This window comes from Mycolicibacter sinensis, assembly GCF_001667375.1.
GTDB classification, from domain to species: Bacteria; Actinomycetota; Actinomycetes; order Mycobacteriales; family Mycobacteriaceae; genus Mycobacterium; species Mycobacterium sinense_A.
Window position 1 is genome coordinate 51,412 of the sequence record NZ_LZIN01000005.1, and the last position, 15,199, is coordinate 66,610.

Here is a 15,199-nt window from a genome sequence, read left to right on the forward strand (position 1 = left end):
CACTCACATCCGGAAAACGCCGTAGGAGACCGGGTCCAGCGGCGCATTCGAGCAGACCGAAAGCGCAAGCCCCAGCACGGTTCTGGTATCGGCCGGGTCGATGATCCCGTCGTCCCACAGCCGCGCGGTCGAGTAGTACGGGTTGCCCTGCGCCTCGTATTGATCGCGGATCGGCGCCTTGAACGCGTCTTCCTCGGCCGGCGACCACGGCTTGCCCGCGGCATCGAGTTGTTCACCGCGCACGGTGGCCAGCACCGATGCGGCCTGTTCGCCGCCCATCACCGAGATCCGCGCATTGGGCCACATCCACAGGAAGCGCGGCGAATACGCCCGGCCGCACATGGAGTAGTTGCCCGCTCCGTAGGATCCGCCGATCACCACCGTCAGTTTGGGCACCCGTGCGCAGGCCACCGCGGTGACCATTTTGGCGCCGTGCTTGGCGATACCGCCGGCCTCGTAGTCGCGCCCGACCATGAAACCGGCGATGTTCTGCAGGAACACCAGTGGAATCCGGCGCTTGTCGCACAGTTCGATGAAATGCGCGCCCTTGAGCGCCGACTCGCCGAACAGCACCCCGTTGTTGGCGATGATCCCCACCGGATGGCCGTGAATGCGCGCGAACGCAGTCACCAGCGTCTTGCCGTACTCGGCCTTGAACTCGCTGAACTCACTGCCGTCGACGACGCGCTCAATCACCTGCCGCACGTCATAAGGCACCCGCGGGTCCGGCGGGACCACGTCGTAGAGCTCGGCTGGATTATGCCGAGGGTCGATGGAATCGCCAATTTCCCAGGGGCTTTCGTGCCGCGGCCCGAAGGTCGCGGCGATCTGCCGGACGATGCGCAGCGCGTGTTCGTCGTCATCGGCCAAATAGTCGGTGACCCCGGAGACCTTGGAGTGCAATTCGCCACCGCCGAGCTCTTCGGCGGTCACCACCTCCCCGGTGGCTGCCTTCACCAGCGGCGGACCGCCGAGGAAGATGGTGCCCTGCTCCCGGACGATGACGGCCTCGTCGCTCATGGCGGGCACGTAGGCGCCCCCGGCGGTGCACGAGCCGAGCACGGCGGCGATCTGCGGGATGCCCGCCGCACTCATGGTCGCCTGGTTGTAGAAGATGCGGCCGAAGTGCTCCCGGTCCGGGAACACCTCGTCCTGGCGGGGCAGGAAAGCGCCGCCGGAGTCCACCAGGTAAATGCAGGGCAGCTGGTTGCGCAGCGCGACTTCCTGGGCGCGTAGGTGCTTTTTGACAGTGACCGGGTAGTAGGTGCCGCCCTTGACGGTGGCGTCGTTGACGACGATCACGCATTCCCGCCCGGACACCCGTCCGATCCCGGTGATGATGCCGGCTCCGGGGCATTCGTCGTCGTACATGCCGTCGGCGGCCAGCGGAGCCAGCTCCAGAAACGGACTGCCCGGATCCAGCAGCCGGTCCACCCGGTCGCGCGGCAACAGTTTGCCCCGGGCCACGTGACGTTGCCGGGAGCGCTCACTGCCGCCCAGGGCTGCCGTCGCCAGCTTGGCGTTGAGCTCGGCGACCAGCCGCCGGTGCTCGTCGGCGAATGTCGAGGCGGTCATGAGACCGTCGAAAGATTCAACTCTGCGCCGGTTTTCGCGACGACGTCGTCGACGGAGACGCCCGGAGCGGTCTCGACCAACTTCAGGCCCGTCTCGGTGACGTCGATGACGGCCAGGTCGGTGATGATGCGGTCGACGCAGCGGGCGCCGGTCAGCGGCAGCGTGCAGTGGTCGACGATCTTGGCGCTGCCGTCTTTGGCCGCGTGTTCCATCATCACGATGACGCGGCGCGCCCCGTGCACCAGGTCCATCGCCCCGCCCATGCCCTTGATCATCTTGCCGGGGATCATCCAGTTGGCCAGATCGCCTGCCGCTGAAACCTGCATGGCGCCAAGGACGGCCACGTCCAGGTGGCCGCCGCGGATCACCCCGAACGAGGCCGACGACGAGAAGAACGATGCCCCGGGCAGCACCGTCACCGTTTCTTTGCCGGCGTTGATCAAGTCGGCGTCGATGTCCTCACGGCGCGGGTAGGGCCCGACGCCGAGGATCCCGTTCTCCGAATGCAGCACCACGTTGACCCCGTCGGGAATGTGGTTGGGAATCAAGGTGGGTAGCCCGATGCCGAGGTTGACGTACTGTCCGTCTTCCAACTCGGCGGCCACCCGTGCGGCCAGTTCGTCACGTGTGAGTGCCATCAGCGCACCGTCTCCCGCTCGATTCGCTTGGTCGGATTCGGTACGTGCACCACCCGGTGCACGTAGATACCCGGCGTATGCACCTCCGCCGGAGGGATCTCGCCGGGCTCGACGAGGTGCTCGACCTCGGCGATCGTGATGCGGCCGGCAGCGGCGCAGTCCGGGTTGAAGTTGGCGGCGGCCTCGCGGTAGACGAGGTTGCCGTGCCGATCGCCCTTCCAGGCGTGCACCAGCGCGAAATCGGTACGGATCGCCCGCTCCAGCACGTAGGTGCGTCCGTCGAAATCGCGGGTCTCCTTGCGCGGTGAGGCAACCGCCACACCGCCGGCCCCGTCGTACCGCCACGGCAGACCACCGTCGGCGACCTGGGTGCCGACACCGGTCGGCGTGTAGAACGCCGGAATTCCGGCGCCGCCGGCGCGCAGCCGCTCGGCCAGGGTGCCCTGCGGAGTCAGCTCCACCTCCAGCTCGCCGGAGAGGAACTGCCGGGCGAATTCCTTGTTCTCCCCCACATAGGAGCTGACCGTGCGACGGATCCGCTGGTGCTCCAACAGCACTCCCAGGCCGATGCCGTCCACGCCACAGTTGTTCGACACCGTCTCCAGATCGGTGACACCGAGCGCCAGCACGGCGTCGATGAGCGCCTCCGGTATGCCGCAGAGCCCGAACCCGCCCACCGCCAGTGACGCGCCGTCGGTCACGTCGGCCACGGCTTCTGCCGCCGTCGCCACGACCTTGTCCATCGCCACCAGCGCCTCCTCATTTTCAGTTAATGTTGATTAACTGACGTCAGAGAATACCATTCTCCTGCGGCCGTGTCAGCCACCCTGCACGTGCTCGATCGCCTGCCGGCGCATCTCGTCCTTGCGGGCTTGCCGGCGACCGTCAGGGGAAAGCTCTCGACGACGCGCAGATACCGCGGCACCTGGAAGTGCGCCAGCCGGCCGGCGCACGGCCGCTGACAGCTGGGCGTCGGTCCAGCGCCGGCCCGGCGGAACATCAACCAGCGCATCGCGATCCGGATCCGCACGTGCCAGATCGGCACCGATCGTCGTCTCCCACGGAGCGGGTCGGGTCTCGTCCCGGGCGTAGGACAAATCGCCACGTGCTGCGGGTCCCGCAGTTGCCATCAGGCCTCCACCGATTTCGCCCGACGCCGGGGCGTCCCCGAGGCGATGGGTGCTACGTTAGTGACCGTTAACTCAGCTGTCCATGAGGAGCGGAGGCGTGATGGCAGCATCCGCCCCGTCCGGCCCGGCGGGAAGCGACGAACCGGTCAACCGGCGTAGCCGGCTGAAGTCTGACCGGCGGACCCAGTTGCTCGCCGCCGCCGAGCGCCTCTTCGCCCAGCGCGGCTTTCTCGCGGTGCGACTGGAGGACATCGGCGCGGCGGCCGGTGTCAGCGGCCCGGCGATCTATCGGCACTTCCCTAACAAAGAAGCACTGCTGGTCGAATTGCTGGTCGGTATCAGCACCCGACTGCTGGCCGGGGCGCGCGCCGTCGAAGCGGGCGGGCACGGCCCGGAAGACGTGCTGGACGGCTTGGTCGAGTTTCATCTCGATTTCGCGCTCAATGAGCCGGACCTGATCCGGATCCAGGACCGCGACCTGGCGCATCTGCCGGCCGGGGCGCAGCGTCAGGTACGCAGCGCCCAGCGTCAATACGTCGAGGTCTGGGTGGGGGTGCTGTGCGCCCGGTACGCCGGCTTGGCCGAAGCCGACGCCCGGTTGATGGCTCACGCGGTGTTCGGCCTGCTGAACTCCACGCCGTACAGCATCAAACCGGCGGGAACCAAGTCCGCCGCCCCGGAGAGTTCCCGAGCGGTGTTGCGGGCAATGACGATCAGCGCGTTGGGCGCCGCCGGAATGTGACCGGGCTGCGCGACGTCGCGGTCGCAGGCGGCCCGGCGCAGGTACCCTGCAACCCATGAGGTGGGTATGACCGATCCGTATCGACCGGAGGGTTCCGATCAGTCCTGGCAGCGCAACGGGGCGAGCGAACCGTCGACTTTCGGCTTTCCGCCGCACGTCGATCCGGCCTATGCCGGTCAGCTTCCGTCGTACCCGGCGGGCTATCCGCCGCAGTCCCCTAACCCCACCGCCCAACTGCCGCGGCAGCACTGGGCACCACGGCAGCCCCCACCCGGCGGGCCGGCAGGCGGCAGCGAGGGCGGCCCACCGGAACCGCCGCGGTTTCCCAACTGGTTGTGGCTGGTGGCCGGTGCCGCGGTGCTGCTGGTGGTCGGCATGGTGATCGCGCTGGTGATCGCCAACGACTCGGGCCGCAATTCGGCTACGGTGACGCCTGTTTCGCCGCTGCCGACGGCCCCGAGCACGCCGATTCCCAAGCGCACCCCGGCCACCACGCCCCCACCGACGCGGTCGACGACGCCCAGCACCACCCCGAGCACCCCGCCGCCGACGACGTCGACCACCGCCGGGGTCCCCCAGACGATCGTCTACAGCGTCACCGGGACCGGCCGGGCGCTCAGCATCGCCTACATCGACACCGGCGGCGTGCTGCAGACCGAGTTCAACGTCGCGCTGCCGTGGACCAAACAGGTCACGCTGACGCCGCCGGCATCGACTGCCGCAGCGGTCACGGTGGTCAACTTCGGCGAGCAGATCACCTGCTCGGTGGCGGTGGACGGCGCCCAGGTGCGTCAGCGCACCGGGTCGATCCTCACGGTCTGCACCACAGCGGGCTAAGCCATCAACTTCGGCGCGGAACGCGCACGCCGAGCATCGCCAGCAGACCGAGCACCAGCACCGTGCACAGCCCGCCCATACCGGCCCGATCGGACCGGAAGACGTCAACGAAGACCGAGAACAGCCACGGCGCAAGGAATGACACCGCTCGGCCGGTCATCGTGTAGAGGCCGAAGGCCACCCCTTCCATTCCTGCCCGGCCTTCCTGGACCATCCGCAGCAGCAGGGTGCGCGCCGAGGACTGGGTGGGCCCGATGAACAGGCAGAGCACTAGGCCGCAGGCCCAGAAGGCGACCGGCCCGGACAAGGCCATCAGCGTGATGCCGGCGGCCACCATCGCGATCAGCGAACCGACGATCACCGTCTTGGACCCGATCCGGTCATCGAGCAAGCCCCCGGCGACCGCCCCGAGCGCGGCCACCACACTGGCGGCCACCCCGAAGATCAGCACGTCGCCGCTCGAGATGCCGTAGACGGTGACCCCGAGCACCGCCCCGAAGGCGAACACCCCGGCCAGCCCGTCGCGGAAGATCGCACTGGCCACCAGGTAGAAGACCAGGTTGCGGTCACGGCGCCATTCGGCGCTGATGTCGCGCCACAGCTGACGGTAGCCGCCGAACAGCCCCAACCGCGGCGGCGGCGCTTCATCGGCGCCGGTAAACCGGTGGGCGCTGAGGAGCAGCGGCAGCGCGAAGACGGCCAGCCACCCGGCGGCCAACAGCATCGCCGCCCGGACGTTCTGACCGTCCGCGGCGGGCAAGCCCAGCAGGCCGCGTTCCGGGCCGCTGCCCGCGATGAAGCCGACATAGACCAGCAGCAGCAAGACCACACTGCCGGCATAGCCTGCCGCCCAGCCGAATCCGGAGATCCGCCCGGAGTTCTGCGGAGTCGACACCTGGCGCAGCATGGCGTTGTAGGGGACGCTGGCCAGCTCACCGCAGGCGGCGGTCAGCGCCAGCAGCACCAACCCCGGCGCCAGGTAGGCGGGCTCATCGCGGATCAGGCTCATCGCCGCGAGCAGCACCGCCGCGGCACCGGTCAGCACCGCCAACGTCACCCGGCGGCGATGCGGGGTCGCCACCCACACTCCGATCAGCGGCGCCACCACGGCCACGGTCACCCCGGAGATCGCCAGAGTGCGGCCCAGCCAACTGGCCGGCGACACCGCGCCGGGCAGGTCCGCGCCGACGCTGCTGGTCAGATAGACCGAGAACACGAACGTCACCGCGATCGCGCCCACGGCCGCCGACCCGGTGTCCCACAGCGCCCAGGCCACGATCCGCGATCGCCCGGACTTGACCACCCCCGGGGCATCCATGCCTGGCACTCTACGATTGGCCCATGCCAGTGCCTGCTCCCAGCCCGGATGCCCGCGCCGTCGTCACCGGGGCGTCCCAGGGGATCGGCGAAGCGCTCGCCACCGAGCTGGCCGGTCGCGGCCACGGGCTGATCATCACCGCCCGGCGCGAGGACGTGCTCAACGACGTGGCGGCGCGGCTGCGCGACAAGTACCGGGTGGCCGTCGAGGTGCGGGCGGTCGACCTGGCCGATCCGCCGGCCCGCGACCAGTTCTGCGCGGAGCTGGCCGAGCGGGAGATCTCGGTGTTGTGTGCCAACGCCGGCACCGCGACGTTCGGGCCGATCTCCGGTTTGGACCCGGCGGCGGAGAAGGCGCAGGTGCAGCTGAACGCGATCGCGGTGCACGACCTGGTGTTGGCGGTGCTGCCGGGCATGCTGGCGCGCCGCGCCGGCGGGATCCTGATCTCGGGTTCGGCGGCCGGCAACTCCCCGATCCCCAACAATGCCACCTACGCCGCGACCAAGGCCTTCGCCAACACCTTCAGCGAGTCGCTGCGCGGCGAGCTGCTCAAATCCGGGGTGCACGTGACGCTGCTGGCGCCCGGGCCGGTGCGCGCCGAAATGCCCGACGCCACCGAAGCTTCGCTGGTCGACAAACTGATCCCGGATTTTCTGTGGATCTCCACCCAGCACACCGCCAAGCTGTCGCTGGATGCCTTGGAGCGCAACAAGATGCGCGTCGTACCGGGGATCACCTCGAAGGCCATGTCGATGGCCAGCGGGTACGCCCCGCGCGCCATCGTCACGCCGATCGTCGGCTTCGTCTATAAGAAGCTCGGCGGGGGTTAGCTAGCGCCGGCGGCGGCCGGTACCCATTGCGCCGCGGGTGATCTGACCGACCACCACGGTGGTGACAGCACGTGTCACCTGCTTGCCTTCCCGGGTGGAGAGGAAGTGGGCGAGCCAGCGACCGAACCGCGTCCACCAGTGCACTTTCGGTGGCTCCGGCAGCTCGTCGTACTCGCGGGCGTCGGATGGCGGCGCACTGCCCTCCCCCGCTGCGAGCTTGCGGGACAAGATCTCATAGGCCGACTCGCGATCCACCGTCTCGCTGTAGACGGCGTGCAGGGGACTCGCCGTGGCCGCCGCGGTGATCGCCGCGTCGCCGACGGACGCCATCAGCGATCGCGGTGCCCGCAGCCGCGTCCAAGCGACCGGAGTCGGGGCGCCCCTCTCCGACAAGACGGTGACAATCGCCTCGCCGATCCCCAGCGACGTCAGCGCCGACTCCAGGTCATACACCTTGGTTTTGGGGTAGGTGCGCACCGTCTTGCTCAGCGCCTTCTGGTCATCGGGCGTGAACGCACGCAGCGCATGCTGGATCCGGGCGCCCAGCTGGGACAGCACGTTGTTGGGCACATCGGTGGGTAACTGGGTGCAGAAGAACACCCCGACGCCCTTGGAGCGGATCAGCTTCACGGTCTGTTCGACCTGCTGCAGGAACGCCTTGGAGGCGTCGGTGAACAGCAGGTGCGCCTCGTCGAAGAAGAACACCAACTTGGGCTTGTCAACGTCGCCGACCTCGGGAAGCAGCGTGAACAGGTCGGCGAGCACCCACATCAAGAAGGTGGAGAACAACACCGGGCGGGCAGCCTGATCACCCAGTTCCAGCAGCGAGATGATGCCGCGGCCCTGACTGTCGGTGCGCAGCAAGTCTTCCGGCTTGAGCTCCGGCTCGCCGAAGAAGGTGTCGCCGCCTTCGGCTTCCAGGTTGACCAGCGCACGCAAGATCACCCCCGCGGTCTGAGCCGACACCCCGCCAAGGTTCTTCAGTTGGGGCTTGCCGGCATCACTGGTCAAAAACGTGATCACCGAACGCAAATCCTTCAAATCCAGCAGCAGGTAACCGTTCTGGTCGGCCCAGTGGAAAATCAGCCCCAGCGTCGACTCCTGAGTGGCGTTGAGCCCCAACACCTTCGACAACAGAATCGGCCCGAAGCTGGAAATGGTGGCGCGCACCGGGATTCCGAGGCCGCCGGTGCCCAGCGACAGGAACTCCACCGGGAACGCCGTCGCCGCCCAGTCGTCGCCGGTCTCGGTGGCGCGGGCGGTGAGCTTGTCGCCCGCCTCCCCGGGCCGCAACAGCCCCGACAGGTCACCCTTGACGTCGGCCATCAGCACCGGAACGCCCGCCGCGGACAGCTGTTCGGCGATCACCTGCAGCGTCTTGGTCTTGCCGGTGCCGGTGGCGCCGGCCACCAGCCCGTGGCGGTTGATCGTGGCCAAGGGGATCCGGACCTGCGCCGACGGGTCGGCGGTCCCGTCGATGACCACCGTCCCCAGTTCGAGGGCCTGACCCTCGGCGCTGTAGCCGGCCGCGATCTGCTGTGCGGCGTTCGCCGCCGAATCGGGACTCACAGGCCACGACATTACTTGGCCGGTCAGCACCGCTATGCGACTACGGCGCCGCCGAGCGGCTAACGTGTGCCTACTGTGAGCGCTGCACGAGATGAACTCGTCTGGATCGACTGCGAGATGACCGGGCTGGACCTGGCCTCGGACAAGCTGATCGAGATTGCCGCCCTGGTCACCGACGGTGAGCTGAACATCCTCGGCGACGGTATCGACGTGGTGATCCACGCCGACGACGCGACCCTGGCCGCGATGAGCGACGTCGTGACCGACATGCACACCCGGTCAGGGCTGATCGAGGAGGTCAGAGCGTCGAGCATCGACCTGGCCACCGCCGAGCAGATGGTGCTCGACTACATCCGCAGCCACGTCAAACAGGCCCGCACCGCGCCGCTGGCGGGCAACTCGATCGGCACCGACCGCGCCTTCCTGGCCCGCGACATGGGCACGCTCAACGAATACCTGCACTACCGGATGGTCGACGTCAGCTCGATCAAGGAGTTGTGCCGGCGCTGGTACCCGCGGATCTACTTCGGTCAGCCCGAGAAGGGCCTGGCGCACCGCGCGCTGGCCGACATCCACGAGTCCATCCGGGAGCTCAAGTACTACCGGCGCACCGCGTTCGTGGCCCCTCCCGGGCCGCCTACCAGCGACATCGCTGCGGTAGCCGCAGAGCTGGGACCGCCTTCGGACGCGCACGAGGTGATCGATTCGGTCGCTGAGCGTCCGAGCGGCTAGTATCGACGACGCTGCCTGCTCGGCGGGCAGCGATGGTGGCTGTAGTTCAGTTGGTAGAGCACCAGGTTGTGATCCTGGGTGTCGCGGGTTCGAGTCCCGTCAGCCACCCCGATAGGTCGGAGGGCTTTGGCCCTCCGACCTTTTTTCTTTGGCTGGGTCCCGACCGGAATCGTTGATGCAGCGGCGAGGGCATAGCTCGTCGTCCCTGATTACGTACCGTCTAAACCCGCCCGCCAACGAGATCTGCGCCACACTCCGCATCCGCCTGAGCGCAGACCCGGCGGCGCAGTTGGTCTGCAGCCGCCGAATGGTGTAATTGCCCAGGTCAGAACGACTTTTTGCTGCCGTTGACACCGGCTGGAGCGCGGTGAGTCCAGTCGCCAAAACGTGTCACCGCAGTACGTTTTTGTAACGTAATCAGGGCGCGGCGGTTTGGCCCAAAGATCACGTTTTGGTTACGGTGCCCTGCGTGCTCACGCAAGGACTGATTGATCTGCGCATGAAATCCTCGGTTCTGGCGGCGACGGCTGTGTTGCCGGCCGCCGTTTTTATGACCGGCAACGCCGGTGCCGACCCGGGAAACAACGACGAACCCGCGGCCATCGCCGAAGCCCCGCCCCCTGAGGACGCGCCACCGCCGCCCCCGGAAGACGGGCCACCGCCGCCGCCCGAGGATCTGCCGCCGCCACCGGAAGACGCGCCACCGCCCGAGGTCTTTCCGGTGGGAGCCAATTGGGGCATGCCGGCGCCGCACGCGCTGCCGCCCGGCATTGCCAACGAGCGCGGGATGCAGGTCAAGACGATCCTCGTCTCGCGCAGCATCAGCGAGGTGTTCCCACAGGTCCACGACATGATCGGGGTGCGTCCGGACGGGCAGCGCTGGCACCCCTCAGGCCTGGCGATCGACATCATGATCCCCAACGCGGGCAGCCCCGAGGGCATCGCGCTCGGTGACCAGATCGTGGCGTACGCCCTGCGCAACGCCGGCCGGTTCGCCCTGCAAGACGCGATCTGGCGCGGCACCTACTACACGCCGGCTGGGCCCAGCGGCCGTGGCAACGGCCACTACGACCACGTGCACATCACCACGTTCGGCGGTGGCTATCCCAATGGCGGCGAAGAGTACCTGCACGAGGAGAGCGAGCCGGCCCCCGTCTGAGCCGCGCCCACCCGCCCGGTGCTACCGCGTCGGTCCGACGGCGTTGCCGGCTTCCCACTCCGACCACGGCACGTTCCAGTCGCCGAGGCCTTCGGTGCCGGGCAGCAGCGGCCCGCTGGTGTTGCGGATCTGCACCACGTCGCCCCGCTTGACGTGGTCGTAGAACCACAGCGCGTTGCTGGGGCTGACGTTGATGCAGCCGTGGCTGGCGTTGGAGTACCCCTGCGCGCCCACCGACCACGGCGCCGAGTGCACGAAGATCCCGCTGTAGGAGATCTGGGTGGCCCAGTCCACATCGGTGCGATACCCGTTGGGTGAGTTGACCGGCACCCCGTAGGTCGACGAGTCCATCACGATGTGCGGGAAGCGTTCGCCGACGATGTAGGTGCCGTTGTTCGTCGGTGTGCTGTCCTTGCCCATCGACACCGGCATGGTCTTGGCGATCTCACCGTTGACCCGCACCACCATCGACTTGGTGTTGTCATCGATGGACGCGATGACCTCGTCGCCGATGACGAAGTGACTCGATGCGTCGTCCTGGCCGAACACGCCGTTGCCCAGATCCACGCCGTAGGTGTTGACCGCCACGTCGATCTTGGTGCCGGGCTTCCAGAAAGACTGTGGCCGCCACCGCACTTCGCGATTGTTCAACCAGTAGAACGCACCCGCCACCGGCGGGTCGGTAGTGATCTTGATCGCCTTCTCGGCCGCCGCCCGGTCAGCGATGTTCTCGTCGAACCGGATCGCCACCGGCTGGCCGACGCCGACGACCTCGCCGTCGCGGGGCATCACGTAGGGCATGGTCAGGTTCTGCGGCGAGTGGGTCTGAAACGTCATCTGCCGGCTGGTGACCCCGCCCAGCCCCAGCGACTTGGCGTTCACCGTGTAGCGCTTGTTGTAGCCGAGTGGCTCGGTCGTCGACCAGGTCAGCCCGTCGGGACTGAGTCGACCGTCGACCACCGAACCGTATTCGTTGACCATGGTGACCGAGTCGAGCACGCCGTCTTCGGCGGTCACCGTCACGGGCACGTCCACCGCCACGCCGACAGCTTTGTCGGTGACCGACGCGGTGAGCTTGGGCACCAGCAGGTCGGCGAACGGGGTGCCCTTGTCGGCGATGATCTTCGTCGCCTCCGCGTCGGCATTGCCGCCGCAGGCGCTCAGTCCCAACACCGCTACCGGCACCATCAGCACTGCCGCCAGCCGGGACCTATACCCCCGGCAGCGGCGCGTCGAACCAACCTGCCCCATGCTCTTTTCCCACCTGCCCCAGCTCAAACTGCTCGCACGCAGTCTAGTGGGTAATCGGGGGTACTGCTGATCCTGCGATCGCCGCCCGGCACCAGGGGATTTCGCCTGGCGGTGCCGCGCCTGTTATTGTCTTCCTCGCGGTATTGACCGCCCAGCGCCGTTAGCTCAGTTGGTAGAGCAGCTGACTCTTAATCAGCGGGTCCGGGGTTCGAAACCCTGACGGCGCACAGCTCGGACCGGGTTTATCTACAGGACTGACGGAGCCCCCAGCCTTTCGGCCGGGGGCGCTTCCCGTAGATGCCTTAGCGGTTGCGAATTCGCCGGATCGCCAACACCACGAGCAGGCCGCCGGCCCCAGCCAGCGAAACCATCACCACCGGCTGGGTGACGAAGCCGACAATCCGGGTCTTGGCCCGCTCAGCGAGGTGACGGGGGTTGGCCCGGTCCGCGAGAATGTCCACCGTCGACGCCAACTGCTCGCGTGCCTGGTCGATGTCCTTCTTGATCCGCTCGGGATCGCGTTCCGCCACTGTCGTCCTCCCTGTCCACCCGATGCTGCCCCTGCCGAACTACCCTAGAGCAGCCGGGCCTGGTCTCATGCTCCGGCGAGCAGAAAGGGGTAGTTGGTGACCGACACCGCACGCCTGGCGCCCGGCGATGAAGCCCCGGCGTTCAGCCTTCCCGACGCCGACGGCAACACCGTGTCACTGGCCGACTACCGGGGACGACGGGTGGTCGTCTACTTCTATCCGGCGGCGTCCACGCCCGGTTGCACCAAGCAGGCCTGCGACTTCCGGGACAACCTGGCTGAGTTCAACGGCGCCGGGCTCGACGTCGTCGGCATCTCCCCCGATAAACCGGCCAAGCTGGCCAAGTTCCGCGACGCCGAAGGGCTGACGTTCCCGCTGCTGTCCGACCCGGACCGCAGCGTGCTGGCCGCCTGGGGCGCATTCGGGGAGAAGAAGATGTACGGCAAGACGGTGCAGGGCGTCATCCGTTCGACGTTCGTCGTCGACGAGAACGGCAAGATCGCCGAGGCCCAGTACAACGTGCGCGCCACCGGGCACGTGGCCAAACTGCGGCGGGATTTGTCGGTCTAGCCGCGCACCGTTAAGGAGCAGCCATGCCGGCCATCCGGACAAGCCTGTGGTTCGACACCCTGGCGTTGGACGCAGCCGAGTACTACGTGTCGATCTTTCCCAATTCCAAGATCACCGATGTCTCCTATTGGGGCGCAGAAAATCCCGAGCGCGCCGGCAGCGCGCTGGAGGTGCTGTTCGAGCTGGACGGCCGACAGTTCTCCGCGATCAACGGCGGCCCGAATTTCACCTTCGACGAAGCTGTTTCGCTCCAGATCTACTGCGCCGACCAGGCCGAGGTCGACCACTACTGGAACGCGCTGAGCGAGGGCGGCAAGGAAGTCCGGTGCGGTTGGCTCACCGACCGTTACGGCCTGTCCTGGCAGGTCATTCCGCAACGGATGTCGCAGTTGATGACCGATCCCGATCCCGAGCGAGTGCAACGGGTGAAGCAGGCGATGTACACGATGGTCAAACTCGACATCGCCGCCCTGGAAGCGGCAGCCGACGGGAGCTGAGCTATCCGCTGGCCTGCTCACCGAGTTTCGCCAGTAGCAACGCCTCGGCGGTGGCAGCGCGCTCCAGCACGCCCAGGTGCAGACTCTCGTTGACGCTGTGCGCCTGAGTCGCTGGATCTTCCACTCCGGTGACCAAAATCGCGGCCTGCGGGTAGGCGGCGGCGAATTCCGCGATGAACGGGATCGAACCGCCCATGCCCATATCCACCGGTTCGGCACCCCAGGCCTGGCGGAACGCGGCCCTGGCCGCCTCGTAGACCGGGCCGGTGGCGTCGATGGCGTACGGCTGGCCGACGTCGCCGGGGGTGACGGTCAGCTGCGCTCCCCACGGGACATGCTGTTCCAGATGCGTTTTCAGCGCTTCCAGGTGCTCGGCCGCGTCACCGCCGGGGGCCACCCGCAGGCTGATCTTGGCGCGTGCCCGCGGGATCAGGGTGTTCGAGGACGCCGCAACGCTGGTGGTGTCGATGCCGATGACGGTGATCGCCGGTTTGGCCCACAACCGCTGCGGCACCGAACCGGTGCCGATCTCGGCGACCCCCGCCAGCAGGCCGGTGTCGGCGCGCACCCGCTCCGGTGGGTAATCGACTGGTGCAGAGGTGCTTTCGTGCACGCCGGCGACGGCGACGTTGCCGTCGTTGTCGTGCAGGCTGGCCAGCAACCGCACCAGCACGCTGAGCGCATCAGGTACCACCCCGCCCCACAGCCCGGAGTGCAGGCCGTGGTCGAGGGTGGCGACCTCGACCACACAGTCGGCCAGCCCGCGCAGTGACACCGTCAGTGCGGGGATCTCGGTGCTCCAATTGTCGGAGTCGGCGATGACGATCACGTCGGCGCGCAGCGCTTCGGCGTGCGCGGACAGCAGCGGCCCCAGCGACGGTGAGCCGGATTCTTCCTCGCCTTCGACGAAGACCGTCACCCCGACCGGCGGACGGCCGCCGTGCGCCCGAAATGCCGCCAAATGCGTTGCGATGCCCGCCTTGTCATCGGCGCTGCCCCGGCCGTAAAGTCGCCCGTCGCGTTCGGTCGGCTCGAACGGCGGCGACGCCCACTGGGTCGCGTCGCCCTCGGGCTGCACATCGTGATGAGCGTAGAGCAGCACGGTCGGGGCGCCGTCGGGTGCCGGATAGCGGGCGATGACCGCCGGAGCCCCGCCCTCGGCGACGATCTGCACGTCGGGAAATCCCGCCTGGCTCAGCAGGTCTGCGGTAAGTTGCGCGCTGCGCTGCACCTCGGGGCGCCGTGCCGGGTCGGCCCACACCGATTCGATGCGCACCAGGTCCTCCAGGTCGCGCCGCACCGACGGCAGCACCTCGCGAACCCGTTGGATCAGATCACTCATGCGTCACCCCTTCGACCGCGAGCGTGCGCAAAACCGGCAATCAGCCCGGCGTGGCGGCCGGGGACACGCACGCTCGCGCCAAGGTTAGGCCTCCAGGATGGCGACGGCGGCGGCGGTGTCGGCCTCGTGAGTGAGCGACACGTGGATCGTCACGTCCGCCAGATGCCGGGCGATCTCGCCGGAGAGCCGCACCTTCGGGCGGCCCCACATGTCGGTAACCACCTCGATATCACGATGAATCGCCTCCGGCAGCACAGGTTTCTGGGCGAACCGCGACCCCGACCACGCTTTGATCACCGCCTCCTTGGCCGCCCACCGGGCCGCCAGATGCCGCGCCGCCGACGAACTCTTGTCCGAGGCGTCGCGGCGCTCACCGGGGGTGAACGTCTCGGCGAACACCGTGCCCGGCTGGTCCACCTGCTCGGCGAAGTCGGGGATCGAAACGAGGTCGATCCCGACACCAACGATTCCCACGGCAG

Annotated in this window: 17 protein-coding genes and 2 tRNA genes; 9 read left to right on the forward strand and 10 right to left on the reverse strand. The window is 67.9% G+C overall.

From position 1 onward, the window contains the following. Positions 1-3: 3 nt before the first annotated feature. From A5771_RS01285 to A5771_RS24430, 4 genes are all read right to left on the reverse strand, one after another. Positions 4-1,575 carry a carboxyl transferase domain-containing protein gene (locus A5771_RS01285; protein ID WP_064853387.1) on the reverse strand — a complete coding sequence of 524 codons (1,572 nt, stop codon included), beginning with the start codon at positions 1,573-1,575 and terminating at the stop codon, positions 4-6. Then, complete coding sequence (locus A5771_RS01290) at positions 1,572-2,213, reverse strand: 3-oxoacid CoA-transferase subunit B (protein ID WP_064853388.1); 642 nt, start codon at positions 2,211-2,213, stop codon at positions 1,572-1,574. The genes A5771_RS01285 and A5771_RS01290 overlap by 4 nt, the downstream gene beginning before the upstream one ends. Next, the gene (locus A5771_RS01295) at positions 2,213-2,956 is read right to left on the reverse strand and encodes a CoA transferase subunit A (protein WP_064853389.1); all 744 of its coding nucleotides are present in this window, start codon (positions 2,954-2,956) and stop codon (positions 2,213-2,215) included. The genes A5771_RS01290 and A5771_RS01295 overlap by 1 nt, the downstream gene beginning before the upstream one ends. A gap of 75 nt (positions 2,957-3,031) precedes the next feature. After that, entirely contained in the window at positions 3,032-3,343 is a 312-nt protein-coding gene (locus A5771_RS24430) for a hypothetical protein (protein WP_165606139.1), read from the reverse strand. A gap of 100 nt (positions 3,344-3,443) precedes the next feature. Here A5771_RS24430 and A5771_RS01300 point away from each other — a divergent pair, with 100 nt between their 5' ends. Both A5771_RS01300 and A5771_RS01305 read left to right on the forward strand, forming a co-directional pair. Next, entirely contained in the window at positions 3,444-4,085 is a 642-nt protein-coding gene (locus tag A5771_RS01300; protein ID WP_064853390.1) for an SACE_7040 family transcriptional regulator, read from the forward strand. 66 nt (positions 4,086-4,151) lie between these two features. After that, a complete protein-coding gene (locus A5771_RS01305; protein WP_064853438.1) occupies positions 4,152-4,922 on the forward strand; it encodes an MmpS family transport accessory protein in 771 nt (256 codons plus the stop codon). A gap of 4 nt (positions 4,923-4,926) precedes the next feature. Here the strand turns inward: A5771_RS01305 and A5771_RS01310 are convergent, their stop codons facing one another. Next, positions 4,927-6,240 carry an MFS transporter gene (locus tag A5771_RS01310; RefSeq protein WP_064853391.1) on the reverse strand — a complete coding sequence of 438 codons (1,314 nt, stop codon included), beginning with the start codon at positions 6,238-6,240 and terminating at the stop codon, positions 4,927-4,929. A 23-nt stretch (positions 6,241-6,263) separates the two neighbouring features. On the opposite strand from A5771_RS01310, the gene cmrA reads away from it, so the two are divergent. After that, complete coding sequence (gene cmrA / locus A5771_RS01315; protein ID WP_064853392.1) at positions 6,264-7,070, forward strand: mycolate reductase; 807 nt, start codon at positions 6,264-6,266, stop codon at positions 7,068-7,070. Here cmrA and A5771_RS01320 read toward each other — a convergent pair whose 3' ends face one another. After that, positions 7,071-8,639: a helicase HerA-like domain-containing protein gene (locus A5771_RS01320; protein ID WP_064853393.1), complete on the reverse strand. Its 1,569-nt coding sequence runs from the start codon at positions 8,637-8,639 to the stop codon at positions 7,071-7,073. It lies immediately after the preceding gene. 75 nt (positions 8,640-8,714) lie between these two features. Here A5771_RS01320 and orn point away from each other — a divergent pair, with 75 nt between their 5' ends. The 3 genes from orn (at position 8,715) to A5771_RS01335 (ending at position 10,530) form a co-directional block, all read left to right on the forward strand. Beyond that, positions 8,715-9,371 (forward strand): oligoribonuclease, encoded by a 657-nt coding sequence (gene orn / locus A5771_RS01325; RefSeq protein ID WP_082946989.1) that lies wholly within the window; start codon positions 8,715-8,717, stop codon positions 9,369-9,371. Positions 9,372-9,406: 35 nt separating this feature from the next. Continuing rightward, positions 9,407-9,479, forward strand: a tRNA-His gene (locus A5771_RS01330). 361 nt (positions 9,480-9,840) lie between these two features. Beyond that, on the forward strand, positions 9,841-10,530 hold the full coding sequence (locus A5771_RS01335; protein ID WP_234782889.1) for a hypothetical protein: 690 nt from the start codon (positions 9,841-9,843) through the stop codon (positions 10,528-10,530). 21 nt (positions 10,531-10,551) lie between these two features. Here the strand turns inward: A5771_RS01335 and A5771_RS01340 are convergent, their stop codons facing one another. After that, entirely contained in the window at positions 10,552-11,781 is a 1,230-nt protein-coding gene (locus A5771_RS01340; RefSeq protein WP_064853396.1) for a L,D-transpeptidase, read from the reverse strand. Between the two features lie 154 nt (positions 11,782-11,935). On the opposite strand from A5771_RS01340, the gene A5771_RS01345 reads away from it, so the two are divergent. Then, a tRNA-Lys gene (locus A5771_RS01345) sits at positions 11,936-12,008 on the forward strand. A gap of 75 nt (positions 12,009-12,083) precedes the next feature. On the opposite strand, the gene A5771_RS01350 is transcribed toward A5771_RS01345, so the two are convergent. Next, the gene (locus A5771_RS01350) at positions 12,084-12,311 is read right to left on the reverse strand and encodes a DUF3618 domain-containing protein (protein ID WP_019736299.1); all 228 of its coding nucleotides are present in this window, start codon (positions 12,309-12,311) and stop codon (positions 12,084-12,086) included. Between the two features lie 96 nt (positions 12,312-12,407). On the opposite strand from A5771_RS01350, the gene bcp reads away from it, so the two are divergent. Then, positions 12,408-12,881, forward strand: coding sequence for a thioredoxin-dependent thiol peroxidase (bcp, locus tag A5771_RS01355; protein WP_064853397.1), 474 nt, complete (start codon positions 12,408-12,410; stop codon positions 12,879-12,881). Positions 12,882-12,904: 23 nt separating this feature from the next. Then, on the forward strand, positions 12,905-13,378 hold the full coding sequence (locus tag A5771_RS01360) for a VOC family protein (RefSeq protein WP_064853398.1): 474 nt from the start codon (positions 12,905-12,907) through the stop codon (positions 13,376-13,378). A gap of 1 nt (position 13,379) precedes the next feature. On the opposite strand, the gene A5771_RS01365 is transcribed toward A5771_RS01360, so the two are convergent. After that, a complete protein-coding gene (locus tag A5771_RS01365) occupies positions 13,380-14,720 on the reverse strand; it encodes a dipeptidase (RefSeq protein WP_064853399.1) in 1,341 nt (446 codons plus the stop codon). Between the two features lie 84 nt (positions 14,721-14,804). Continuing rightward, positions 14,805-15,194 carry a holo-ACP synthase AcpS gene (gene acpS, locus A5771_RS01370; protein ID WP_064853400.1) on the reverse strand — a complete coding sequence of 130 codons (390 nt, stop codon included), beginning with the start codon at positions 15,192-15,194 and terminating at the stop codon, positions 14,805-14,807. Between the last annotated feature and the right edge of the window lie 5 nt (positions 15,195-15,199).

Bases quoted from the DNA above. Each gene is read 5' to 3' on its own strand.
- A5771_RS01285 (WP_064853387.1), bottom strand. From the start codon at position 1,575: ATGACCGCCTCGACATTCGCCGACGAGCACCGGCGGCTGGTCGCCGAG.
- A5771_RS01290 (WP_064853388.1), bottom strand. From the start codon at position 2,213: ATGGCACTCACACGTGACGAACTGGCCGCACGGGTGGCCGCCGAGTTG.
- A5771_RS01295 (WP_064853389.1), bottom strand. From the start codon at position 2,956: ATGGACAAGGTCGTGGCGACGGCGGCAGAAGCCGTGGCCGACGTGACC.
- A5771_RS24430 (WP_165606139.1), bottom strand. From the start codon at position 3,343: ATGGCAACTGCGGGACCCGCAGCACGTGGCGATTTGTCCTACGCCCGG.
- A5771_RS01300 (WP_064853390.1), top strand. From the start codon at position 3,444: ATGGCAGCATCCGCCCCGTCCGGCCCGGCGGGAAGCGACGAACCGGTC.
- A5771_RS01305 (WP_064853438.1), top strand. From the start codon at position 4,152: ATGACCGATCCGTATCGACCGGAGGGTTCCGATCAGTCCTGGCAGCGC.
- A5771_RS01310 (WP_064853391.1), bottom strand. From the start codon at position 6,240: ATGGATGCCCCGGGGGTGGTCAAGTCCGGGCGATCGCGGATCGTGGCC.
- cmrA (WP_064853392.1), top strand. From the start codon at position 6,264: ATGCCAGTGCCTGCTCCCAGCCCGGATGCCCGCGCCGTCGTCACCGGG.
- A5771_RS01340 (WP_064853396.1), bottom strand. From the start codon at position 11,781: ATGGGGCAGGTTGGTTCGACGCGCCGCTGCCGGGGGTATAGGTCCCGG.
- A5771_RS01360 (WP_064853398.1), top strand. From the start codon at position 12,905: ATGCCGGCCATCCGGACAAGCCTGTGGTTCGACACCCTGGCGTTGGAC.
- A5771_RS01365 (WP_064853399.1), bottom strand. From the start codon at position 14,720: ATGAGTGATCTGATCCAACGGGTTCGCGAGGTGCTGCCGTCGGTGCGG.